This is a genomic window from Pseudomonas saudiphocaensis (assembly GCF_000756775.1).
Lineage (GTDB): Bacteria > Pseudomonadota > Gammaproteobacteria > Pseudomonadales > Pseudomonadaceae > Stutzerimonas > Stutzerimonas saudiphocaensis.
Genome location: NZ_CCSF01000001.1, coordinates 132,160 through 153,418 on the forward strand (window position 1 = coordinate 132,160; position 21,259 = coordinate 153,418).

Below are 21,259 nucleotides of genomic sequence, written 5' to 3' on the forward strand. Positions count from 1 at the left end.
TTCAGTTGGCGGAGATCGACGAAATGACCAGTCTGTTGCTCTATCAGCGCATCGCTGAGCAGCTTGCGGAGGATATCCGCAGCGGTGTCTATCTGCCGGGCGAGCGAGTGCCCTCGGTGCGCAAGCTGAGCCAGCAGCTAAAGGTCAGTCACGCTACCGTGCTGCAGGCGTACGCCAACCTCGAAGACCAGGGCATGATTCGTGCCCGCCCGCAGTCTGGCTTTTATGTTCACCATACGCCGGCGCTCACGGCGCCGACGCCGGATATCGCCCTGGTGGAAAGCCCGGCTCTGATAACCCGCAGCAGCATCATCAATCAGGTGCTCAGCGAGTCGCGCCGCGAAGGCCTGATCCCCTTGGGCGCAGCGGTACCCCATGTCGACTACCTGCCGGTGCGGGCCTTGCACCAGCAACTGTCCAAGGTCACCCGTTTTCAGAGCCCGCGTGCCTTCAGCTATATGTTCAGCCCAGGCTACGAGCCGCTGCGCCGGCAGGTGGCGATTCGTATGCGTGATGCCGGGGTGGTGGTCGGGCCGGACGAGGTGGTGATCACCCACGGTTGCGTCGATGCGCTGCAGATGTCGCTGCGGGTGCTGACCCGTCCCGGTGATTTGATTGCGACCGAATCGCCCAGTTATTACGGTCTTTTGCAGCTGGCCGACCTGCTTGGGCTGAAGGTTATCGAGATCCCCTGCGATCCGGACACCGGCTTGAGTCTCGAGGCCTTGCAGCTGGCTGCCAGCCAGTGGCCGATCAAGGCGTTGGTGCTGACCGCGCGGCTGAGCAACCCCCTGGGCGGCAGCATGCCCGATCAGCGTCAGAAGCAGCTGTTGAAGCTGGCGGCGCATTTCGATATCCAGATCGTCGAGGACGATATCTACGGCGAGCTGATGTTCGAGTCGGGGCCGATCAGAGCGCTCAAGTCCAATGATCATGAAGGGCGGGTGACCTACTGCTCGAGCTTTTCCAAGACCCTTTCGCCCGGCGTGCGTATCGGCTGGATCCTGCCCGGTCGTTATCGTGAAGAGATTCAGCGACTGCAGACCTTCAGCACCCACTCCGCCTGCAGCGTTACCCAGATGGGCGTCGCTGCCTATCTGGAAAACGGCGGTTACGACCGCCATCTGCGGTTTATCCGGCAGGAGTACCGTAAGAATCTCAGCGCCTTTCAGCTGGCGGTGCAGCGTTACTTCCCGGAAGGCACGCAGATGACGCGACCCACCGGCGGCTTCATCCTCTGGGTCAGCCTGCCGGCGCGAATCAATACCAAGGATCTGCATACCCTGGCGCTGCAGCAGGGAATCAGCATTGCGCCGGGACTGATTTTCAGCAATACCGAGCAGTTCAACCACTGCGTGCGGCTCAACTGCGGATTGCCATGGTCGGTCGGAACGGAGCGGGCGCTTGAAACGCTTGGCAAGCTTGCTGCGCAGCTCTGTCGCGAGGCGGCCTAACGGTTGCGAGCGTCTTCGGCGTCCGCTTCGGCGTTGCGCTGGGCGATGCGCTGCTTCTGCTCTTCGGTAAGTGGGATCTTGCGTGCCCCTGCACGCAGCATCAGCAGGCCGCCGATGATGCTGCCGAGCACCACTGCCAGCAGCAACCAGATATACCAGGGCATGGCTTTCTCCTGAACATTGCTAGGAATATGTCTGCCACCTTACGCCGAGGCGCCTGGCAGCGTCACCCCTGGTGTTCAGGGCGATGTGCCGGCGCGGTTTCGATTTAGATTTTCTGCGACAATACGCGCCGAATTTTGCCAAGGACTCCCTCATGACCTGCCAGACTCCCATCATCGTTGCGCTCGACTTTCCTTCCCAGGCTGCCGCGCTGGAGCTGGCCGGGCAGCTCGATCCCACGCTGTGCCGGGTCAAGGTCGGCAAAGAGCTGTTTACCCGCTGTGGTCCTCAAGTGGTTGAGGCTCTGCAGGCCAAGGGTTTCGAGGTGTTCCTGGATCTTAAATTCCACGATATTCCCAACACCACCGCGATGGCCGTCAAGGCGGCTGCCGAACTCGGGGTATGGATGGTCAACGTGCATTGCTCGGGCGGTCTGCGGATGATGACGGCCTGCCGCGAGACGCTGGACAAGGCAAATGGAGCCAAGCCGCTGCTGATCGGCGTGACGGTGCTGACCAGTATGGAGCAGGTGGATCTGGCTGATCTCGGTCTGGATATCGCTCCTCAGCAACAGGTACTGCGCCTGGCCGGACTGGCTGCGCAGGCTGGCCTGGATGGGCTGGTTTGTTCGGCTCAGGAGGCCCGGCCGCTGAAGGAGCAGTTCGCGCAGTTGCAACTGGTAACGCCGGGCATTCGCCCAGCCGGCAGCGCTGCCGATGATCAGCGCCGTATCCTGACGCCGGCCGAGGCGATGACGGCAGGCTCCGACTATCTGGTTATCGGGCGCCCCATTGCCCAGGCGGCTGACCCGGCCCTGGCGCTGGCTGCTGTGGTGGCCGAGCTGTCATAGCCTTCGCCTGAAGATTCGGTGAACGTACAGGGCTGGATGCATCCAGCCCTGCCGCTGCCAAGTGAGGCTCAGACCTTCAGCACCAGCTTGCCGAAGTTCTCACCGGTGAAGAGCTTCATCAGCGTCTCGGGGAAGGTTTCAAGCCCTTCGACGATGTCTTCCTTGCTCTTCAGCTCGCCGCTTTGCAGCCAGCCGGCCATATCCTTCATGGCCTCGGGGTAGCGCGACACGTAATCGGTGACGACCATGCCCTGCATGCGCGCGCGGTTGACCAGCAGCGACAGGTAGTTCGCTGGGCCCTTGACCGCTTCCTTGTTGTTGTACTGGCTGATCGCCCCGCAGATCACCACCCTGGCTCCCACGCTCAGACGGGTCAGCACGGCATCGAGGATATCGCCGCCAACGTTGTCGAAATACACATCGACACCCTTGGGACACTCGCGCTTGAGGCTGGCAGCGACGTCTTCGCTCTTGTAATCGATGGCACCGTCGAAGCCGAGCTCTTCAATGAGGAAACGGCATTTGTCGGCGCCCCCAGCAATGCCCACCACACGGCAGCCCTTGATCTTGGCGATCTGCCCGGCAACGCTGCCCACTGCGCCGGCAGCACCCGAGAGCACCACGGTATCACCGGGCTTGGGCTCACCCACCGCCAACAGAGCGAAGTAGGCGGTCATGCCGGTCATGCCCAGCGCCGAGAGATAGCGAGGCAGTGGCGCCTGATTCGGGTCAACCTTGTAGAAGCCTTTCGGCTCGTCGAGATAGTACGCCTGTACACCCAGCGCGCCATTCACGTAATCGCCTTCGGCGTAGTTCGGATGACGAGAGGCGATCACCTTGCCGACGCCCAGGGCACGCATGACTTCACCAATGCCGACCGGCGGAATATAGGACTTGGCATCGTTCATCCAGCCACGCATCGCCGGGTCCAGCGACAAGTACTCCACCTTGACCAGGATCTGGTTCGGGCCGGGTTCGCCCAGTGGCTGTTCGACGAACTCGAAGGTATCGCGACTGGGAGTGCCGATGGGTCGCTTGGCCAGCAGGAACTGGCGATTGATCTGACTCATGAAAACCTCTGCTCTATACAAAGCCTCGGTTTAGCCCGCCGATGCTGGCCGCGCAAGCAAAGCCGGAAGGCTGGAATGACGCGCTATCCGTACGAGTGATCGGGCTGCGAGATCCACCGGTGTCACAACGGGTGCTCAGCTCGCAGTCTTGTGACCGTTGAGGATCCACAGTGTCAGTACGCCGGCAACCAGCCCCCACAGAGCGGAGCCGATGCCGAATAGCGTCAGCCCCGAGGCGGTGACCATAAAGGTGATCAGCGCTGCGTCACGCTCGCGCGGCAGATGCATGGCCTGGGTCAGGCCACTGCCGATCGAACCCAGCAGCGCCAACGCTGCGATGGACAGCACCAGCGCCGCTGGAAACGAGGCGAACAGTGCCGCCAGTGTCGCGCCAAAAATGCCGGCGATGCCGTAGAACACTCCGCACCACACCGCAGCGGTATAGCGCCGCTTAGGATCGGGGTGCGCTTCAGGCCCGCTACAGATGGCCATGGTGATGGCCGCCAGATGAATACCGTGCGATCCGAACGGAGCAAGCAGCACCGACGCGACGCCGGTGACGGAAATCAGTGGTGAGGCCGGCACCTGGTAGCCTTCGGCGCGCAGCACGGCCAGCCCCGGCATGTTCTGCGATGCCATGGCGATGACGAACAGTGGAATGCCGATGCTGAAGATGGCGGCGAACGACAGCGCCGGAGTCGTCCAGACCGGCGCCGCGATCTCCAGGCTTAGTTGCCGGAAGTCCAGCAAGCCCAGTACGCCGGCCAGTGCGCAGCCGATTACCAGCGCCGTAAGGACCGCGTAGCGCGGCACAAGGCGCTTGGCCAGCAGGTAGCCGAAGAACATCCCCAGCACCAGGAGCGGCTGCACCTCCACCGCACGGAAAATCTCGATGCCGATATTGAACAGCACACCCGCCAGGAGCGCTGCGGCGAGCGATGCCGGAACTCGTCGCATGAGACGTTCGAAACTGCCTGTCAGGCCGCACAGGGCAATCAGGGCGGAGGCGAAGATAAAGGCACCGATAGCCTCCCCATAGGGAACGCCGGGCAGGCTGGTTATAAGCAGGGCTGCGCCGGGGGTCGACCAGGCGATCACCACCGGCGTTCGGTAGCGCAGCGAAAGCCCGATGCTGCAGATCGCCATGCCGATGGAAAGCGACCAGATCCAGGATGAAATTTCGCCGCTACTGAGTCCGGCACCCTGGCCCGCCTGAAACATCAACACCAGCGAGCTGGTGTAGCCGGTGAGCATGGCGATAAACCCGGCGACTATCGTCGAAGGCGAGCTATCGGTAAACGGACGCAGCAGACGGTTGCTATCGGGCATGGTTGTCCTTGTTGGATTTATTTTGCGCCCAAGCCTAAGCGCCTCGGCGGCCCGAGTCACCATACAGACACTGGCGTGATGAGCATTACAGCGAGCTAGCCGGCCAAGCTGGAACCCTCGCCTGGGCGCTTCCGTCGGCCTTCACCCTGGCTCGTTTGAGACTGGCACCGATGTTGCTATTACCAACGTGCTCGCTGCGAAGCGTCAAAAAAACCGCAGCTGTTGGAGGACAAGATGAGCCAAGGTGTTGAATTCAATCGCTTGATGCTGGAAATGCGGGCCATGCAGACCGACGCCATGGCACGGTCCAAGCCGGTACCTGCTGTTCCCGAAGTCGGCGCGCCGAGCTTTTCCGAGATGCTCGGGCAGGCCGTCAACAAAGTGAATGAAACCCAACAGGCTTCCAACCAGCTGGCCACTGCCTTTGAAATGGGGCAGGGCGGTATCGATCTGACCGACGTCATGATCGCCTCGCAGAAGGCCAGCGTTTCCTTTCAGGCCATGACCCAGGTGCGTAACAAGCTGGTTCAGGCCTATCAAGACATCATGCAGATGCCGGTTTGAGGCAGGGTTGAACGATGGCTGACGCGCTTGGCAAGGTTCCAGCGACAGTGGATTCGGAAGAGCCGAAGAAGCCGCTGTTTGGCCTGTCCTTCCTGGAAAATCTTTCCGAAATGTCGATGCTGCGGCAGGTCGGCCTGCTTGTCGGGCTGGCTGCCAGCGTTGCCATCGGCTTTGCCGTTGTGCTCTGGTCACAACAGCCGGACTATCGTCCGTTGCTCGGCAGCCTTGCCGGAATGGACGCCAACCAGGTCATGGAGACCCTCGCGGCGGCTGATATCAGCTACACCGTGGAGCCTACATCCGGTGCTCTGCTGGTCAAGGCGAACGATCTCGCCCGCGCGCGTCTGCGCCTGGCCAGCGCTGGCATAGCGCCGGCTGACAGCAATATCGGCTTTGAAATCCTCGATAAGGAGCAGGGACTCGGTACCAGTCAGTTCATGGAGGCCACGCGTTATCGCCGCGGCCTGGAAGGCGAGCTGGGGCGAACCGTCGCCAGCCTGAACAATGTCAAGGCTGCGCGCGTGCATCTGGCAATTCCGAAAAGCTCGGTTTTCGTTCGCGACGAGCGCAAGCCCAGTGCCTCGGTGCTGGTGGAACTCTATCCGGGACGTAGCCTGGAGCCGAGTCAGGTGATGGCGATCATCAACCTGGTGGCGACCAGCGTGCCGGAGCTGCATAAGTCGCAGATCACCGTGGTCGACCAGAAGGGCAACCTGCTGTCCGATCAGCAGGAGCTGACCGAGCTGAGCATGGCCGGCAAACAGTTCGACTACAGCCGCCGTATGGAGAGCCTCTACACCCAGCGCGTGCACAACATCCTGCAGCCGGTGCTGGGCAGCGGCCGTTACAAGGCCGAGGTATCCGCTGACGTCGATTTCAGTGCGGTGGAATCCACCTCCGAGACCTTCAACCCCGATCAGCCTGCGCTGCGCAGTGAGCAGAGCGTGAATGAGCAACGCCAGAGCAGCCTCGGCCCCCAGGGTGTGCCGGGTGCTCTGAGCAATCAGCCCCCAGGCCCGGCCACAGCGCCGGAAAATGCCCTGGCCGGACAGGCTGGCGCTGGTGCCGTCGCGCCGGGGCAGCCGCTGCTGGACGCCAACGGCCAGCAGATTATGGATCCGGTGACCGGCCAGCCGATGCTGGCGCCTTATCCCTCGGACCGACGCGAGCAATCCACGCGCAACTACGAGCTGGATCGCTCCATCAGCTACACCAAACAGCAGCAGGGCCGCTTGCGTCGCCTGTCGGTGGCTGTGGTGCTGGACGACCAGACCGTCATCGCTGCTGACGGACAGGTGACCCGGGTGCCGAGAACCGCCGAAGAATTGGCGCGCTTGACCCGCCTGGTTCAGGATGCCGTGGGCTTCGATGCCAGTCGCGGCGACAGCGTCAGCGTGATCAACGCACCCTTTGCCCCAGACTCCTTCGACAATGCCTTCGAAGAGCCACCGTTCTATTCGCAGCCCTGGTTCTGGGACATCGTCAAGCAGGTGCTCGGCGTGTTGTTCATCCTGGTGCTGGTGTTTGGCGTGCTGCGTCCGGTACTCAACAACCTGACCAATGCCGGCAAGGGCAAGGAGTTGCAGCCGGTCGGCGGTGACGACGAGTTGGGCGACCTGGACGAAGAGGGCGGGCTGGCCAATGACAGGGTCAGTCTGAGTGGGCCGCAGAGCATCATGTTGCCGAGCCCGACCGAGGGATACGACGCGCAACTGAATGCCATCAAGAATCTGGTAGCCGAGGACCCGGGTCGAGTGGCCCAGGTCGTCAAAGAGTGGATCAACGCCGATGAGTGACGCCCGTATTGCCACCAAGCTGAGCAAGGTCGACAAGGCCGCTATTCTGCTGCTGTCCCTTGGCGAAGCCGACGCCGCGCAGGTATTGCGCCACCTCGGCCCCAAGGAAGTACAGCGTGTAGGTACGGCGATGGCGCAGATGCGCAACGTTCATCGCGACCAGGTCGAGCGGGTGATGAGCGAATTTGTCGAGATCGTCGGCGATCAGACCAGCTTGGGCATAGGTTCCGAAGGCTATATCCGCAAAATGCTGACCCAGGCATTGGGCGAAGACAAGGCCGGTGGGCTGATCGATCGCATTCTGCTGGGCGGCAACACCAGCGGCCTGGACAGCCTCAAGTGGATGGAGCCGCGGGCGGTCGCCGATGTAATTCGCTACGAGCACCCGCAGATTCAGGCCATTGTCGTCGCCTACCTCGATCCGGATCAGGCGGGTGAAGTGCTGTCGCACTTCGACCACAAGGCTCGGCTGGATATCGTGTTGCGCGTGTCTTCGCTCAATACCGTGCAGCCTGCGGCCCTGAAAGAGCTCAACCAGATTCTCGAGAAGCAGTTCTCCGGCAACGCCAACACCAGTCGCACGACTTTGGGTGGCGTGAAGCGCGCCGCCGACATCATGAACTTCCTCGACAGCTCGGTTGAAGGCCAGTTGATGGATGCCATTCGTGATATCGACGAAGACTTGTCGGCACAGATCGAAGACCTGATGTTCGTCTTCGATAATCTGGCTGATGTCGATGACCGGGGCATCCAGACCTTGCTCCGCGAAGTATCCTCCGAGGTGTTGGTGATGGCGCTCAAGGGTGCCGACGAAGCCATCAAGGAGAAGGTCTTCAAGAACATGTCCAAGCGTGCGGGCGAACTGCTGCGTGACGACCTGGAAGCCAAGGGGCCTGTGCGCATCAGCGAAGTCGAGAGCGCACAGAAGGAAATCCTCACCATTGCCCGTCGCATGGCCGAAGCCGGAGAAATAGTGCTCGGCGCCAAGGGCGGCGAAGAGATGATCTAAACCATGTCCAGGGAAAACCCCAGCGACGTTATCCGTGCGCAAGACGTCAATGTCTTTGATCGCTGGGCCCTGCCGAGTTTCGACGAGCCGGGCGAAGAGCAGCCGGTTTCGGAAGAGATCGAGCCCGCTGCTGCCGAAGAGCTTCCCCATAGCGAAGATGTACCTGTTGAGGAGGTCAAGCCGCTGACCCTTGACGAGCTGGAAGCGATTCGTCAGGAGGCCTACAACGAAGGCTTCAGTACTGGGGAAAAGGATGGATTTCACGCCGGCCAGCTCAAGGCCCGGCGCGAAGCGGAAGCAGCCCTGGCGCCGCGGCTCGAAAGTCTGGAGCGCTTGATGGCGCAACTGCTCGATCCCATTGCCGAGCAGGATCGCAACCTGGAGCACGCCATGGTTACGTTGGTCAGCCAACTGGCCAAAGAGGTCATCCAGCGTGACCTTCTGATCGACTCCAGTCAGATTCGTCAGGTTCTGCGCGAAGCTCTGAAGCTGCTGCCCATGGGCGCCGGCAATGTGCGTATCCATATCAATCCGCAGGACTTCGAACTGGTCAAGGAGCTGCGTGAGCGGCACGAGGAAAGCTGGAAGATCGTCGAGGACAACGACCTGCTGCCCGGCGGTTGCCGGATCGAAACCGAGCACAGCCGGATCGATGCCAGTATCGAAACGCGGCTGGCGCAGGCGATCAAACAGCTTTTCGAGCAGCAGCGCGAAAATGCCACCAGCCCGCCTGCGCCTGATCTGCATCTGGATTTGAGTGCGGAGCCGGAAACGGGTCTGGAGAGTCCCGATGCGCCTTGATCGAGTCAGTTTCGCCAGGCGCCTGGAAACCTACAGCGAGGCGATAAAGCTTCCCAGCCAGCCGATCCTTGAGGGTCGGCTGTTGCGTATGGTCGGGCTGACGCTAGAGGCCGAGGGGCTGCGGGTCGCCGTCGGAAGTCGCTGCCTGGTGATCAACGAAGACAGCTATCAGCCGACCCAGGTCGAGGCCGAAGTCATGGGTTTTTCCGCTGGCAAGCTCTACCTGATGCCGGTGGGCGGCCTTGCCGGTATCGCGCCGGGCGCACGCGTAGTGCCGCTGCCCAATACCGGGCGTCTGCCCATGGGCATGTCGATGCTGGGGCGGGTACTCGATGGTGCCGGGCGTGCATTGGATGGCAAGGGCGGGATGAAGGCCGAGGACTGGGTGCCGATGGATGGCCCGGTGATCAACCCGCTCAAGCGCCACCCCATCAGCGAGCCGCTGGATGTCGGTATCCGCAGCATCAACGGTTTGCTTACGGTCGGTCGCGGTCAGCGGCTGGGCCTGTTCGCCGGTACCGGCGTGGGCAAGTCGGTGCTGCTGGGCATGATGACTCGTTTCACCGAGGCCGACATCATCGTGGTCGGGCTGATCGGCGAGCGGGGTCGTGAGGTCAAGGAGTTCATTGAGAACATCCTTACCGAGGAAAGCATCAAGCGTTCGGTGGTCGTCGCATCACCGGCGGACGAGGCGCCATTGATGCGCCTGCGTGCAGCCATGTACTGCACGCGCATCGCAGAATACTTCCGCGACAAGGGCAAGAACGTACTGTTGCTGATGGATTCGCTGACGCGATTCGCCCAGGCCCAGCGTGAAATCGCTCTGGCCATCGGCGAGCCACCGGCGACCAAAGGCTATCCGCCATCGGTGTTCGCCAAGTTGCCGAGCCTGGTTGAGCGTGCCGGCAATGCCGAGGCGGGCGGTGGTTCGATCACGGCGTTCTATACGGTGTTGTCCGAGGGTGACGACCAGCAGGACCCCATCGCCGATGCCGCGCGTGGTGTGCTCGACGGGCATATCGTGCTGTCGCGACGCCTGGCCGAGGAGGGGCACTACCCGGCCATAGACATCGAAGCTTCCATCAGCCGGGTGATGCCGCAAGTGGTCAGTGAGGAGCATGTGCGTCATTCGCAGCGCTTCAAGCAGCTTTGGTCGCGCTACCAGCAGAGCCGCGATCTGATTAGCGTCGGTGCCTATGTGCCTGGTGGTGATCCTGAGACCGACCTGGCCATTGGCCGCCAGGCCGAGATGGTCGGTTACCTGCGCCAGGGCCTGAATGACTCCGAGGATCTGGCCCGAAGCGAAGCCCTGTTGGCCACCGTGTTCAATCCGCGGCCTGGCAGCTAAGCCTTGCCTGCGAGTCGTGCGGCCCGCCTGGCGCCGGTGATCGATATGGCTGAGCGTGCCGAACGCGAGGCAGCACGCCTGTTCGGCCAGGGCCAGGCCCAGCTCACCCAGGCGGAAGCCAAGCTGGGCGAGCTGCACCAGTATTTCGGCGACTACCAGCAGCAATGGATGACGCAGGGAAGCCAGGGTGTTTCCGGTCAGTGGCTGGTCAACTATCAGCGCTTTCTGTCGCAGCTCGAGTCGGCCATCGGCCAGCAACAGCGCAGCGTGGACTGGCACCGGGCCAATCTGGACAAGCTGCGCCAGCAATGGCAGCAGCGTCGTGCGCGGCTGGACGGCTTGCGCAAGCTGGTCGAGCGCTATTTGCAGGAAGCACGAGTGGCGGCTGACAAGCGTGAACAGAAGCTGCTCGATGAGTTTGCGCAGCGTCTGGCGGGTCGCCCCAAGCAGGATTGAAAGGCGGGTCGCGACGGGCGAGAGGAGGCGGTCAAATAGTTGGCGGCCTGGCCGGTTTGCGAAACAGGTCGATCAAGTATTTTGACGGATTGGGTTTGATTGACCATTTCAACCGGGAGCAGCGCTGTGGCCGATCATTTGGACCCTCGTGTCCTGCTGACACTCCAGCAGGTGATGGAGGCTGAATATCCACAATTGTTGGAAGCCTTTCTGGTCGATTCCGAAGAGAGGCTGCGCTTGTTGCAGGCGACGTACCAGCGAGGCGAAGCCGAATCTTTGCGTCGAGCGGCGCACAGTTTCAAGGGCAGCTGCAGCAACATGGGGGCAGCGCAGTTGGCCGAGCATTGCCACGCCCTGGAAGAGGCCGCGCAGAGCAGGCAGCTCGAGCGGGCGGGCAAGCTGATCGAGCTGGTCGAACGCGAGTTCGCCATCGTGCGGATTCTCTGTCGGGCCGAGCGTCAGCGGTTCAGCGGCAGCTGACTAACCGCCGCGCTCCAATCTCGGTGGCCCGCAGTTTGCTTGAGATTCAATCAGGGCCACACAAGTCATTATTTTCGAGCGGGACTATTCATGGTTGTTTCTCCTGATCTATTGCTCAATACCAAGGCGCCGGCTGCAGTCGCCAAGCCTGCGAGCAGCTCCTCCAGGGATAGCTCGCAAGCCAGCCGCAACGATGCTTCCAGCTTTGCTGACGTTTATGCCAAAGAGCGCCAGAGCAAGCCGGTCGAGCGTCGGGATAGCGCTGCAACCGGTACCGGCAACGAGTCCGACAAAGACCGGGCAGCGAGTGAGACTGCCGAGAAAAGCGGCACGCTGGCGCCGGCTCCGAGCGAGGCTGGCAATGACTTGCCGCTGGAAGAAAATGTGGCTGGGGCTGAAGTCGAACTCGATCCTTTGCTGTTGATGGGCATGGGCGCGCAGAGCGAAGCTGCGGATTCACTGCCAGTCTCAGGCAGTGAGTTGCTGGCAGGACTGCCACAGGGTCAGGTAACGCTGGCAGAAGCGGATGTCGCGCTGGAGGCCGAGGAGCCGTTGCTGGCTCAGCGCGCGCTGCTCGATACCCAGGCGTCCGCGCAGAAGGCACAGATGCTGCCGGCACAGGCCTTGGCTGAAGGCGAGGAACTTGCGCAAGGCAAAGCTCACCTTGCCTCGCTGCTGCCGAGCGAGATGGCTGGCGATGATGGCGAGACGTTTTCGCTTGAAGAGGACTTTGTTGAGCTGCTTGATCAGCCGATCTCGCCCAAGGAGGGCCGCAGCAGTGCCGTCGATGCCGTGCCTGATCGGCTCAATGCCCTGACGCAGGCCATTACTCAGCAAAACCTGCAGGCCCAACGTCCGGCGTTGGTTCCAGGGCAGCCTCTGAACCTCCAGCAAGCAAACCTGAGCGAGGCGGTGGTGGACCGGGTGATGTGGCTGTCGAGCCAGAACCTAAAATCGGCAGAGATACAACTTGATCCGGCGGAACTCGGCCGTATGGAAATCCGCATCGACATGAGCAAGGAACATAGTCAGGTGACCTTCCTTAGTCCGCATGCGGGTGTTAGAGATACGCTGGAAGGGCAGATGCAGCGACTGCGCGACATGTTCGCCCAGCAGGGCATGAACATGGACGTGAACGTTTCGGATCAGTCGACACAGGGCCAGCAGGGCGAGAAGGATGCCGAGTCGAGTGATGGGCGCGGTGCTCTCGCCGGGGTGACCGGGAATGACGACGAGGTGCATCAGGGCGCGCTGGAAATCAGCGGCGGACGGGCCGGAGAGGCGCGAGGGCTGGTGGATTTCTACGCCTGACGACAGGGCGCGAATCCAGAAAAGCCGGGCACCGAAACACTATTGGTGCCCGGCTTTTCTTTTCCGGGGATAATGCGCCGCGTTCATCAGGGCGCCTGAGCGGGCCAGTCGTTTACTGTCTTTCTTCGCGGTCCGATACTTTTGGCACAGCAGTTGCTCCCAACTCCTTTAACAAGCGAATTCACGTGTAATGACGGATATTTGGCATGGCTAAAACACAGGGACCTCCGGATATAGCGAGTCCCGCGGTTGCAGCTTCGGCAGACGGCAAACGCAAACTCAAGCTGATCGTTCTGGTCGTGCTCGGCCTGTTGCTGGCTGTCGGGCTGTCAGTGGGCAGTACCCTGTACTTCGTGAGCAGGGGCGAATCGAAGAGTGCTGATGTGGCGGCCGATACCCAGGGGGCACCTCTGCGTCAGGCAGCTGTTTATGAAACGCTGATGCCTGCGTTCGTGGTCAACTTCAGCAACACCGGCGGCCGTCAGCGCTACATGCAGGTCAGCGTGGCCCTGATGTCTCGTGACCAGGCGGCGCTGGACGCGCTGAAGGAACACATGCCCCTGTTGCGCAATCAACTGGTCATGCTCTTCTCAAGTCAGGAGTTCGCTTCACTGACCACGCCGGTAGGGCAAGAGATGCTTCGCCAGCAGGCCACTGCCAGCGTTCAGGAGCTGGCGCAGCGGGAAATTGGCAAGCCGGCAATCGAGCAAGTGCTGTTCACCAACTTCGTACTTCAATAGGGGCCTGGCAGATGGCTGTTCAAGACCTGCTCTCACAAGACGAGATCGACGCACTCCTGCATGGGGTCGATGATGGCCTGGTCGACACCGAAGGTGATGCGGAACCGGGCAGCATCAAAAGCTACGACCTGACCAGCCAGGACCGCATCGTCCGCGGCCGTATGCCGACGCTGGAAATGATCAACGAGCGCTTCGCCCGCTACACACGCATCAGTATGTTCAACCTGCTGCGGCGTTCGGCGGATGTTTCCGTGGGCGGCGTGCAGGTGATGAAGTTCGGCGAGTACATCCACTCGCTGTACGTGCCGACCAGCCTAAACCTGGTGCGGATCAAGCCTTTGCGCGGCACCTCGCTGTTCATTCTCGACGCCAAGCTGGTATTCAAGCTGGTGGACAACTTCTTTGGTGGCGATGGTCGTCATGCCAAGATCGAGGGCCGCGAATTCACCCCGACCGAACTGCGTGTGGTGCGCATGGTGCTGGAGCAGGCGTTTGTCGATCTGAAAGAAGCCTGGCATGCGGTGCTCGACGTCAATTTCGAATACGTGCATTCGGAAGTGAACCCGGCGCTGGCCAACATCGTCAGCCCCAGCGAGGTAGTTGTCGTTTCGACATTCCATATCGAACTGGACAGCGGCGGTGGCGATCTCCACGTAACCATGCCGTATTCAATGATTGAGCCGATCCGCGAGATGCTCGATGCCGGCTTCCAATCGGACGTCAGCGATCAGGACGAACGTTGGTCCAAGGCTCTGCGCGAGGATGTGCTCGATGTCAACGTTCCGCTCGGCGCCACCGTGGTGCGACGCCAGCTCAAGCTGCGTGACATCCTCAACATGCAACCGGGCGACATTATCCCGGTGGAAATGCCCGAAGACATGATTCTGCGCGCCAACGGCATGCCGGCCTTCAAGGTCAAGCTCGGCGCGCACAAGGGCAATCTGGCCCTGCAGGTACTGGAACCGGCTGTGCGTTCACGCTGACCCGGCCTGCCGACAACTACATCGAGGACAAATAATGGCTGACGAACACGAGCAGATAAGTACAGACGAACAGGCGCTGGCTGATGAATGGGCTTCGGCCCTGGCTGAAGCGGGCGATGCCGGACAGGATGATATTGATGCGCTGTTGAACCAGAGTGCAGCAGCGCCTGCGGCAGCGGCTATGCCGCGTGCACCGCTGGAAGAGTTTGGCAGCAGCCCGAAGCCAAGCCCGACTCCGCCCAGCCTCGATGGTCCGAATCTGGACGTGATCCTGGATATTCCAGTGTCGATTTCCATGGAGGTCGGCAGCACCGAGATCAGTATTCGCAACCTGCTGCAGCTCAACCAGGGCTCTGTAGTTGAACTGGACCGGCTGGCCGGTGAGCCGCTGGACGTGCTGGTCAACGGCACTCTGATTGCCCACGGTGAAGTGGTGGTGGTGAATGAGAAGTTCGGGATCCGTCTCACTGATGTGATCAGCCCGAGCGAACGCATCAAGAAGTTGCGCTGACATGCGAATCACACTCTTGCCGGCGTTGCTGCTGGCGATGCCAGTCATGGCTGCCGAACCCGCGGCGAATATGAGTGGCGTCGACGTGGGCGGGCAGTTGACCAAGCTGCTGCTGGGCCTGCTGCTGGTGGTGGGGCTGATTTTCCTCCTGGCCTGGGTGCTACGGCGGATGCAGCAGCTCAATCCGCGCAGCAATCAGGCCATCAAGCTGGTTTCCAGTCATGCCCTCGGCCCGCGTGAGCGCCTGGTCCTGGTACAGGTGGGCAGCGAGCAGATCCTGCTCGGTCTGAGTGCCGGTCGCATCACCCCCTTGCATGTACTCGCCGAGCCGGTGCACCTGCCGGATGCCGAGCCCGCCAACCCGGAATTTGCCCAGCGCCTCATGGAACTGCTTGGCCGGGATCAGAAGGATAAGCCCTGATGCTTCGATTGTTGCTGGCGCTCATGCTGGTATTGGCTGCGCCTTTCGCTGCCGGGCAGGATGCTGGCGGGCTGATCACCCAGGGCAACAATCCTCTGTCGATACCTGCGATTACCCTGAGCACCGACGCCGAGGGACAGCAGGAGTATTCGGTCAGCCTGCAGATTCTGCTGATCATGACCGCGCTGAGTTTTATCCCGGCGTTTGTCATGCTGATGACCTGCTTCACCCGCATCATCATCGTATTTTCCATTCTGCGTCAGGCACTGGGGCTGCAGCAGACGCCGTCGAACCAGATACTGGTGGGCCTGACGATCTTCCTTACGCTGTTCATCATGGCGCCGGTGTTCGAGCGGATAAACAACGAGGCGGTGCAGCCCTACCTGAATGAGCAACTGTCGGCCCAGGAGGCGATTTCCCGTGCCGAGGTGCCGCTGAAAAACTTCATGCTGGCGCAGACCCGTGAAAGCGACTTGGCGTTGTTCGTGCGCATGTCCCGGCGCACCGATATCCAGTCGCCTGAGGCTACGCCACTGACCATCCTGGTTCCGGCATTCGTCACCTCCGAACTGAAAACTGCGTTTCAGATCGGCTTCATGATCTTCATTCCCTTTCTGATCATCGACATGGTGGTGGCCAGCGTGCTGATGGCCATGGGCATGATGATGCTCTCGCCGCTGATCATCTCGTTGCCGTTCAAGATCATGCTGTTCGTGCTGGTCGATGGCTGGGGGCTGATCATCGGCACGCTCGCCAGCAGTTTCGGAACACTCTAGAGGGCCGGAGCCATGACACCCGAAGTAGCGGTTGACCTGTTTCGTGGCGGTCTGTGGATGACCGCCACCATTGTCGGTGTGCTGGTGATGCCGAGCCTTCTGGTGGGCCTGTTGGTGGCCATGTTTCAGGCCGCCACGCAGATCAACGAGCAAACCCTGAGCTTTCTGCCGCGCCTGCTGGTCATGTTGCTGACACTGATCTGGACGGGACCGTGGCTGGTGCGCAAGTTGATGGAGTACACCGAGACTCTGGTTCAGAACATTCCGTTGATCATCGGCTGATGTTTGCCCTCAGCGATGCCCAGATCAGCGCCTGGGTTGGGCAGTTTCTGCTGCCGCTGTTTCGCATCGCTGCGCTGTTGATGAGCATGCCGATCATCGGCACACAACTGGTGCCGATGCGGATTCGGCTGTATCTGGCGCTCGCCATAGCCGTAGTACTGGTGCCGGGGCTGCCTGCGGTACCGGTAGTGGAAGCGTTGAGCGGGCAAGCGCTGATACTGATTGCCGAACAGATCCTGATCGGAGTAATGCTGGGCTTCGTGCTGCAGTTGTTCTTCCAGGTATTTATCGTGTCCGGGCAGATGCTGGCCATGCAGATGGGCCTCGGTTTCGCGTCCATGGTCGATCCGGCCAACGGCGTTTCGGTGCCGGTGCTCGGGCAGTTCTTCAATATGCTGGTGATCTTGCTGTTTCTGGCCATGAACGGTCATCTGGTGGTGTTGGAAATCCTCACGGAGAGTTTTGTCACGCTGCCGATCGGGGGCTGGCTGGTTGGCACCAATCACTTCTGGGAAGTAGCAGGCAAGCTCGGCTGGGTGCTGGGCGCCGGCCTGTTGCTGGTGCTGCCGGCCATCACCGCGCTGCTGGTAATCAACCTCGCTTTCGGCCTGATGACCAGAGCTGCGCCTCAGCTGAATATCTTTTCCATTGGCTTTCCCCTGACGCTGGTGCTGGGCCTGGTGATCGTATGGCTTGGCATGGCCGATATTCTGGCGCAGTACCAGGTCTTCGTCAGCGAAGCGCTGGCAATGCTGCGCGAGTTGATTGGGGTGCGCTGATGTCGCTGTCTTCTTTGAACCGTTGCGAGGCCACATATGGCTGAGAACGAAAACGGCGCCGAAAAAAGCGAAGAACCCACGGCCAAACGGCTGCGTGAGTCCCGCGAGAAAGGACAGCTTGCACGTTCCCGCGAACTCAACACAGTGGCCGTTACCCTGGGCGGAATTGGCGGTCTGCTCGCTTCGGGTGCGGGGCTGGCCGGCAGCCTGATGATGATGATGCAGGGCAGTTTCGACCTCAGTCGTGAAACCCTGCTCGATGAAAGCTCCATGGTCAGGCTGCTGACGAGCAGCGGCATGCTGGCGCTTGAAGCGATCATGCCGCTGCTAGTCGTATTGTTGATCGTCTCCATCGTTGGCCCGGTGTCGCTTGGTGGCTGGCTGTTTTCAGCCAAGGCGATGGCGCCGAAGTTCAGTCGGATGAATCCGGGTGCCGGCCTCAAGCGCATGTTCTCCGCCAAGGCCCTGGTGGAGCTGCTCAAGGCCCTCGGCAAGTTTCTGGTGGTGCTGACGGTCGCGCTGCTGGTACTCAATGCCTATCAGGATGATCTGCTGTCTATCGCCAAGCAGCCGCTGGAGCTGGCTATCGCCCATAGCGTGGAAATCGTCGGCTGGTGTGCATTGTGGATGGCCTGCGGACTGATCCTGATCGCTGCGGTGGATGTGCCGTTCCAGCTTTGGGACAACAAGAAGAAGCTGATGATGACCAAGCAGGAGGTCAAGGACGAGTACAAGGATTCCGAGGGCAAGCCCGAGGTCAAGTCGCGGATTCGTCAGCTGCAGCGTGAGGCGGCCCAGCGCCGGATGATGCAGGCCGTGCCGGAGGCCGATGTGGTGATCACCAACCCGACGCACTTTGCCGTGGCGTTGAAATATGACGGCGGCAAGGGCGGGGCGCCGCTGCTGGTGGCCAAGGGGAGCGACTTTACCGCGCTGAAGATTCGCGAGATCGCCCAGGAACACCAGGTCACCGTGCTTGAATCGCCGGCGTTGGCGCGAGCGGTGTATTACTCCACTGAGCTGGAGCAGGAGATTCCGGCTGGCCTGTACCTGGCGGTGGCGCAGGTATTGGCTTATGTCTATCAGCTGCGCCAGTACCGTGCGGGCAAGGGCAAACGGCCGGAGCCGCTAAATGAATTGCCGATCCCACCCGATCTGCGGCGGGATGAAACCTAGGGCGAGGAGCGCGCATTCCGTAACCCCGCCTGCTGGCGAGCCGTGCTTCAACAGCATCGCCAGCAAGCCGGCTCCTACAGAAACCGATAAAGGCAAATGCCTGCTTCGCGTTACTTGATCACCCCGCAAGCGACCCGCGCGCCGCCACCGCCAAGTGGTTGGGGATGGTCGGCATGGTTGTCGCCCCCCTTATGCACCATCAATGCCAGCCCCTTGATATCGCCCAGGCTTTGCAGGCGTGGCGCCAGGACCGGCTGGCTGGCCTTGCCCTGGGTGTCAACCATCAAGGCCGGAAGGTCGCCCAGGTGGCCGTCGCCCCAAGGTTCGCCGTGCTTGCCACTGTTCTTCGGGTCCCAGTGACCGCCTGCGGCTCCCGCCGGAGTGGCCTTGCCGTCGATGTCGGCAGGCTCGCAACTGCCCTTTGCGTGCAGGTGGAAACCGTGGGTTCCAGCCTCCAGGCCGGACAGCTCGGGATGAAACACCAACCCATACTGGCTGGTTTCGATTCGGACATCGCCCAGGGATTCGCCAACCCCCTGAGCCGTCACGGCATGGACCGGCACGCTTAGGGTTTCGGCTTGCAGCCCCAGTGCCGTACAGCCGGCAAGTGCCGCGATAAACCATTGTTTCATGGCAAGACTCCTATGAAGTGTGAGCGGCAGCTGCTGCCGGCAAACGTCGTCGTTTCAATCGAGGACGACCTGGGCTTGAGACTGTCGGCGGCTGGCTCGGTTCGGCGGCCAGGATGCCGACAAGTTGGACCTCTTCTTGCTTTATCCCGTGGCAGGCGCGTTTTGCGTCAATTCTTTGTTCTTGTTCGGGGTCCGAGTTGAATCGCACGCAAATCTTCCAGATAGGCAATGGCGTGATGGGGGCCGGCCGAGGCAACCTCGGCGTGCCGCTGCTGCTGCTCGTGCTGCTCGGCATGATGATGCTGCCGGTGCCGCCGTTCCTCTTGGACGTGCTGTTTACCTTCAATATCGCACTGTCCATCGTCGTTCTGCTGGTCAGCGTCTATGCGTTGCGACCTCTAGACTTCGCCGTATTTCCAACCGTACTGCTTGTCGCCACCCTGCTGCGCCTGGCGCTGAACGTCGCCTCTACCCGAGTCGTGTTGATCCACGGTCATGAAGGAGGCAGCTCGGCTGGACATGTGATCGAAGCCTTCGGCAACGTGGTCATCGGCGGCAACTACGTCGTGGGTGTCGTGGTTTTCGCGATCCTGATGATCATCAACTTTGTTGTGGTGACCAAGGGCGCGGGGCGTATTTCAGAAGTGAGCGCGCGCTTCACCCTCGACGCCATGCCTGGCAAGCAGATGGCCATCGATGCCGACCTGAACTCAGGTTTGATCGATCAGGACGAAGCCAAGAAACGGCGTGTCGAGGTTTCATCGGAGGCTGACTTCTACGGTTCCATGGACGGTGCCAGCAAGTTCGTTCGCGGTGACGCCATCGCCGGTCTGCTGATTCTGTTTATCAATCTGCTGGGTGGCATGGGTATCGGCATGCTCCAGCATGGCCTGAGCTTTTCCGAAGCGGGACAAATTTATGCCCTGCTGACCATCGGTGATGGCCTGGTGGCACAGATTCCATCACTGCTGCTGTCCACTGCTGCGGCCATTATGGTTACCCGCGTCACTAGCTCCGAAGACATGGGTCAGCAGATCAATCGGCAGATGTTCGCCTCACCCAAGGCGCTCGCTGTGTCCGCAGGGCTGATGATTGCCATGGGGCTGGTGCCGGGCATGCCGCATATGTCGTTTCTCGGGCTCGGTGGCGTCGCTGCGGGTGCCGCCTATTGGATCTGGCATCGCCAGAAACAGGTCAAGCAAAAGGCCGAGCAAGAGGTCAAGGCGCAGCAGGAACTGCTGCCGGCCCAGCGAGCGGCGGAAACCAGGGAGCTGGGCTGGGAAGACGTCACGCCCGTGGATATGGTCGGCCTGGAAGTCGGCTATCGTTTGATTCCACTGGTGGATCGCAATCAGGGCGGGCAGCTGTTGGCCAGAATCAAGGGGGTGCGCAAGAAGCTGTCCCAGGACCTGGGCTTTCTAATGCCGTCGGTACACATTCGCGACAACCTCGACCTGCTGCCCAATGCGTATCGACTGACGCTGATGGGCGTAAGCCTGGCCGAAGCCGAGGTTTATCCCGACCGCGAACTTGCAATCAATCCGGGCCAGGTGTTCGGGCCACTCAACGGCATCGCGGCCAAGGACCCGGCGTTCGGCCTGGAAGCCGTATGGATCGAGGCCAGCCAGCGTGATCAGGCGCAATCGCTGGGCTATACGGTGGTGGATGCCAGCACCGTGATCGCTACTCATCTGAATCAGATCCTGCACAAGCATGCCCATGAACTGTTGGGGCATGAAGAAGTCCAGCAACTGATGCAGCTGCTGGCCAAGAGTTCTCCGAAGCTGGCCGAGGAACTGGTACCGGGGATGATCTCCCTCTCGACCCTGCTCAAGGTGCTGCAGGCGCTGTTGCAGGAACAGGTGCCGGTGCGCGATATCCGCACCATTGCCGAGGCCATCGCCAACGTCGCGCCCAAGAGTCAAGATCCCGCCGCTATGGTGGCGGCGGTGCGTGTCGCGCTTTCCCGTGCAATCGTGCAAAACGTTGTGGGACTAGAGCCGCAGCTGCCTGTGATCACCCTGGAGCCCAGGTTGGAACAGATATTGCTCAATAGTTTGCAGAAGGCTGGACAGGGTGCCGATGACGGCATTCTTCTGGAGCCGGGAATGGCTGAAAAGCTGCAGCGGTCATTGGTTGATGCAGCACAGCGTCAGGAAATGTTGGGCAAACCGGCGATTCTGCTGGTGGCCGGTCCGGTTCGCGCGATGCTGTCGCGATTCGCCCGCCTGGCAGTGCCCAGCATTCATGTCCTGGCCTACCAGGAAATACCGGATAACAAGCAGGTCACCATCGTTGCGACGGTGGGTCAGAATTAACCGAGGGTACG

23 protein-coding genes are annotated in these 21,259 nt (G+C 61.1%); 19 read left to right on the plus strand and 4 right to left on the minus strand.

Going from position 1 to position 21,259, the window contains the following annotated elements:
- Positions 1-23 precede the first annotated feature (23 nt).
- Entirely contained in the window at positions 24-1,454 is a 1,431-nt protein-coding gene (locus BN1079_RS00670; protein ID WP_037021593.1) for an aminotransferase-like domain-containing protein, read from the plus strand.
- Here the strand turns inward: BN1079_RS00670 and BN1079_RS17195 are convergent.
- On the minus strand, positions 1,451-1,618 hold the full coding sequence (locus BN1079_RS17195) for a DUF2897 family protein (protein ID WP_074436812.1): 168 nt from the start codon (positions 1,616-1,618) through the stop codon (positions 1,451-1,453). The two genes, BN1079_RS00670 and BN1079_RS17195, sit on opposite strands and share 4 nt — an antisense overlap.
- Positions 1,619-1,770: 152 nt before the next feature.
- Between BN1079_RS17195 and pyrF the strand changes: the two genes are divergently transcribed.
- Positions 1,771-2,466 (plus strand): orotidine-5'-phosphate decarboxylase, encoded by a 696-nt coding sequence (gene pyrF, locus BN1079_RS00675; protein WP_037021594.1) that lies wholly within the window; start codon positions 1,771-1,773, stop codon positions 2,464-2,466.
- A gap of 68 nt (positions 2,467-2,534) precedes the next feature.
- Here the strand turns inward: pyrF and BN1079_RS00680 are convergent, their stop codons facing one another.
- Complete coding sequence (locus BN1079_RS00680) at positions 2,535-3,536, minus strand: NADP-dependent oxidoreductase (RefSeq protein WP_037021595.1); 1,002 nt, start codon at positions 3,534-3,536, stop codon at positions 2,535-2,537.
- A 135-nt stretch (positions 3,537-3,671) separates the two neighbouring features.
- Positions 3,672-4,865: a benzoate/H(+) symporter BenE family transporter gene (locus BN1079_RS00685; protein ID WP_037021597.1), complete on the minus strand. Its 1,194-nt coding sequence runs from the start codon at positions 4,863-4,865 to the stop codon at positions 3,672-3,674.
- A gap of 234 nt (positions 4,866-5,099) precedes the next feature.
- Here BN1079_RS00685 and fliE point away from each other — a divergent pair, with 234 nt between their 5' ends.
- The 16 genes from fliE to flhB all read left to right on the plus strand — a co-directional run bounded on the left by fliE (position 5,100) and on the right by flhB (position 18,298).
- A complete protein-coding gene (fliE, locus tag BN1079_RS00690) occupies positions 5,100-5,429 on the plus strand; it encodes a flagellar hook-basal body complex protein FliE (RefSeq protein WP_037021598.1) in 330 nt (109 codons plus the stop codon).
- A gap of 14 nt (positions 5,430-5,443) precedes the next feature.
- Positions 5,444-7,225 carry a flagellar basal-body MS-ring/collar protein FliF gene (fliF, locus tag BN1079_RS00695; protein ID WP_037021599.1) on the plus strand — a complete coding sequence of 594 codons (1,782 nt, stop codon included), beginning with the start codon at positions 5,444-5,446 and terminating at the stop codon, positions 7,223-7,225.
- Positions 7,218-8,234: a flagellar motor switch protein FliG gene (gene fliG, locus BN1079_RS00700; RefSeq protein ID WP_037021600.1), complete on the plus strand. Its 1,017-nt coding sequence runs from the start codon at positions 7,218-7,220 to the stop codon at positions 8,232-8,234. The genes fliF and fliG overlap by 8 nt, the downstream gene beginning before the upstream one ends.
- A gap of 3 nt (positions 8,235-8,237) precedes the next feature.
- A complete protein-coding gene (gene fliH / locus BN1079_RS00705; protein WP_037021601.1) occupies positions 8,238-9,035 on the plus strand; it encodes a flagellar assembly protein FliH in 798 nt (265 codons plus the stop codon).
- Complete coding sequence (gene fliI, locus BN1079_RS00710; RefSeq protein ID WP_037021603.1) at positions 9,025-10,383, plus strand: flagellar protein export ATPase FliI; 1,359 nt, start codon at positions 9,025-9,027, stop codon at positions 10,381-10,383. The genes fliH and fliI overlap by 11 nt, the downstream gene beginning before the upstream one ends.
- Positions 10,384-10,386: 3 nt before the next feature.
- Positions 10,387-10,839 (plus strand): flagellar export protein FliJ, encoded by a 453-nt coding sequence (gene fliJ, locus BN1079_RS00715; protein ID WP_037021604.1) that lies wholly within the window; start codon positions 10,387-10,389, stop codon positions 10,837-10,839.
- 174 nt (positions 10,840-11,013) lie between these two features.
- Entirely contained in the window at positions 11,014-11,319 is a 306-nt protein-coding gene (locus tag BN1079_RS00720; RefSeq protein ID WP_052114514.1) for an Hpt domain-containing protein, read from the plus strand.
- Positions 11,320-11,409: 90 nt separating this feature from the next.
- Positions 11,410-12,630 (plus strand): flagellar hook-length control protein FliK, encoded by a 1,221-nt coding sequence (locus tag BN1079_RS00725; RefSeq protein WP_037021608.1) that lies wholly within the window; start codon positions 11,410-11,412, stop codon positions 12,628-12,630.
- Between the two features lie 206 nt (positions 12,631-12,836).
- The gene (locus BN1079_RS00730; protein ID WP_037021610.1) at positions 12,837-13,370 is read left to right on the plus strand and encodes a flagellar basal body-associated FliL family protein; all 534 of its coding nucleotides are present in this window, start codon (positions 12,837-12,839) and stop codon (positions 13,368-13,370) included.
- An 11-nt stretch (positions 13,371-13,381) separates the two neighbouring features.
- Entirely contained in the window at positions 13,382-14,353 is a 972-nt protein-coding gene (fliM, locus tag BN1079_RS00735) for a flagellar motor switch protein FliM (RefSeq protein WP_037021612.1), read from the plus strand.
- 34 nt (positions 14,354-14,387) lie between these two features.
- Positions 14,388-14,864 carry a flagellar motor switch protein FliN gene (gene fliN, locus BN1079_RS00740; RefSeq protein ID WP_037021613.1) on the plus strand — a complete coding sequence of 159 codons (477 nt, stop codon included), beginning with the start codon at positions 14,388-14,390 and terminating at the stop codon, positions 14,862-14,864.
- 1 nt (position 14,865) lies between these two features.
- Complete coding sequence (gene fliO, locus BN1079_RS00745) at positions 14,866-15,285, plus strand: flagellar biosynthetic protein FliO (RefSeq protein ID WP_037021614.1); 420 nt, start codon at positions 14,866-14,868, stop codon at positions 15,283-15,285.
- The gene (gene fliP / locus BN1079_RS00750) at positions 15,285-16,061 is read left to right on the plus strand and encodes a flagellar type III secretion system pore protein FliP (protein WP_037021615.1); all 777 of its coding nucleotides are present in this window, start codon (positions 15,285-15,287) and stop codon (positions 16,059-16,061) included. Before fliO ends, fliP begins: the two co-directional genes overlap by 1 nt.
- A 12-nt stretch (positions 16,062-16,073) precedes the next feature.
- Positions 16,074-16,343 (plus strand): flagellar biosynthesis protein FliQ, encoded by a 270-nt coding sequence (gene fliQ / locus BN1079_RS00755; RefSeq protein ID WP_037021616.1) that lies wholly within the window; start codon positions 16,074-16,076, stop codon positions 16,341-16,343.
- Positions 16,343-17,122, plus strand: a complete 780-nt coding sequence (gene fliR / locus BN1079_RS00760; RefSeq protein WP_037021617.1) for a flagellar biosynthetic protein FliR — start codon at positions 16,343-16,345, stop codon at positions 17,120-17,122. Before fliQ ends, fliR begins: the two co-directional genes overlap by 1 nt.
- Before the next feature lie 36 nt (positions 17,123-17,158).
- Positions 17,159-18,298 (plus strand): flagellar biosynthesis protein FlhB, encoded by a 1,140-nt coding sequence (gene flhB / locus BN1079_RS00765; protein ID WP_037021618.1) that lies wholly within the window; start codon positions 17,159-17,161, stop codon positions 18,296-18,298.
- A 110-nt stretch (positions 18,299-18,408) separates the two neighbouring features.
- Here flhB and sodC read toward each other — a convergent pair whose 3' ends face one another.
- Positions 18,409-18,930 (minus strand): superoxide dismutase family protein, encoded by a 522-nt coding sequence (gene sodC / locus BN1079_RS00770; protein ID WP_037021619.1) that lies wholly within the window; start codon positions 18,928-18,930, stop codon positions 18,409-18,411.
- A gap of 197 nt (positions 18,931-19,127) precedes the next feature.
- On the opposite strand from sodC, the gene flhA reads away from it, so the two are divergent.
- Positions 19,128-21,248 (plus strand): flagellar biosynthesis protein FlhA, encoded by a 2,121-nt coding sequence (flhA, locus tag BN1079_RS00775; protein ID WP_037021620.1) that lies wholly within the window; start codon positions 19,128-19,130, stop codon positions 21,246-21,248.
- Positions 21,249-21,259 lie beyond the last annotated feature (11 nt).

Excerpts from the sequence above, each read along its gene's own strand:
- BN1079_RS00680 (WP_037021595.1), bottom strand. The coding sequence starts at position 3,536 with ATGAGTCAGATCAATCGCCAGTTCCTGCTGGCCAAGCGACCCATCGGC.
- fliP (WP_037021615.1), top strand. The coding sequence starts at position 15,285 with ATGCTTCGATTGTTGCTGGCGCTCATGCTGGTATTGGCTGCGCCTTTC.
- BN1079_RS00720 (WP_052114514.1), top strand. The coding sequence starts at position 11,014 with ATGGAGGCTGAATATCCACAATTGTTGGAAGCCTTTCTGGTCGATTCC.
- fliF (WP_037021599.1), top strand. The coding sequence starts at position 5,444 with ATGGCTGACGCGCTTGGCAAGGTTCCAGCGACAGTGGATTCGGAAGAG.
- BN1079_RS00685 (WP_037021597.1), bottom strand. The coding sequence starts at position 4,865 with ATGCCCGATAGCAACCGTCTGCTGCGTCCGTTTACCGATAGCTCGCCT.
- fliR (WP_037021617.1), top strand. The coding sequence starts at position 16,343 with ATGTTTGCCCTCAGCGATGCCCAGATCAGCGCCTGGGTTGGGCAGTTT.
- pyrF (WP_037021594.1), top strand. The coding sequence starts at position 1,771 with ATGACCTGCCAGACTCCCATCATCGTTGCGCTCGACTTTCCTTCCCAG.
- fliO (WP_037021614.1), top strand. The coding sequence starts at position 14,866 with ATGCGAATCACACTCTTGCCGGCGTTGCTGCTGGCGATGCCAGTCATG.
- fliE (WP_037021598.1), top strand. The coding sequence starts at position 5,100 with ATGAGCCAAGGTGTTGAATTCAATCGCTTGATGCTGGAAATGCGGGCC.
- BN1079_RS17195 (WP_074436812.1), bottom strand. The coding sequence starts at position 1,618 with ATGCCCTGGTATATCTGGTTGCTGCTGGCAGTGGTGCTCGGCAGCATC.
- fliN (WP_037021613.1), top strand. The coding sequence starts at position 14,388 with ATGGCTGACGAACACGAGCAGATAAGTACAGACGAACAGGCGCTGGCT.
- fliM (WP_037021612.1), top strand. The coding sequence starts at position 13,382 with ATGGCTGTTCAAGACCTGCTCTCACAAGACGAGATCGACGCACTCCTG.
- BN1079_RS00730 (WP_037021610.1), top strand. The coding sequence starts at position 12,837 with ATGGCTAAAACACAGGGACCTCCGGATATAGCGAGTCCCGCGGTTGCA.
- BN1079_RS00725 (WP_037021608.1), top strand. The coding sequence starts at position 11,410 with ATGGTTGTTTCTCCTGATCTATTGCTCAATACCAAGGCGCCGGCTGCA.
- fliG (WP_037021600.1), top strand. The coding sequence starts at position 7,218 with ATGAGTGACGCCCGTATTGCCACCAAGCTGAGCAAGGTCGACAAGGCC.
- fliH (WP_037021601.1), top strand. The coding sequence starts at position 8,238 with ATGTCCAGGGAAAACCCCAGCGACGTTATCCGTGCGCAAGACGTCAAT.
- sodC (WP_037021619.1), bottom strand. The coding sequence starts at position 18,930 with ATGAAACAATGGTTTATCGCGGCACTTGCCGGCTGTACGGCACTGGGG.
- flhB (WP_037021618.1), top strand. The coding sequence starts at position 17,159 with ATGGCTGAGAACGAAAACGGCGCCGAAAAAAGCGAAGAACCCACGGCC.
- fliI (WP_037021603.1), top strand. The coding sequence starts at position 9,025 with ATGCGCCTTGATCGAGTCAGTTTCGCCAGGCGCCTGGAAACCTACAGC.
- BN1079_RS00670 (WP_037021593.1), top strand. The coding sequence starts at position 24 with ATGACCAGTCTGTTGCTCTATCAGCGCATCGCTGAGCAGCTTGCGGAG.
- fliQ (WP_037021616.1), top strand. The coding sequence starts at position 16,074 with ATGACACCCGAAGTAGCGGTTGACCTGTTTCGTGGCGGTCTGTGGATG.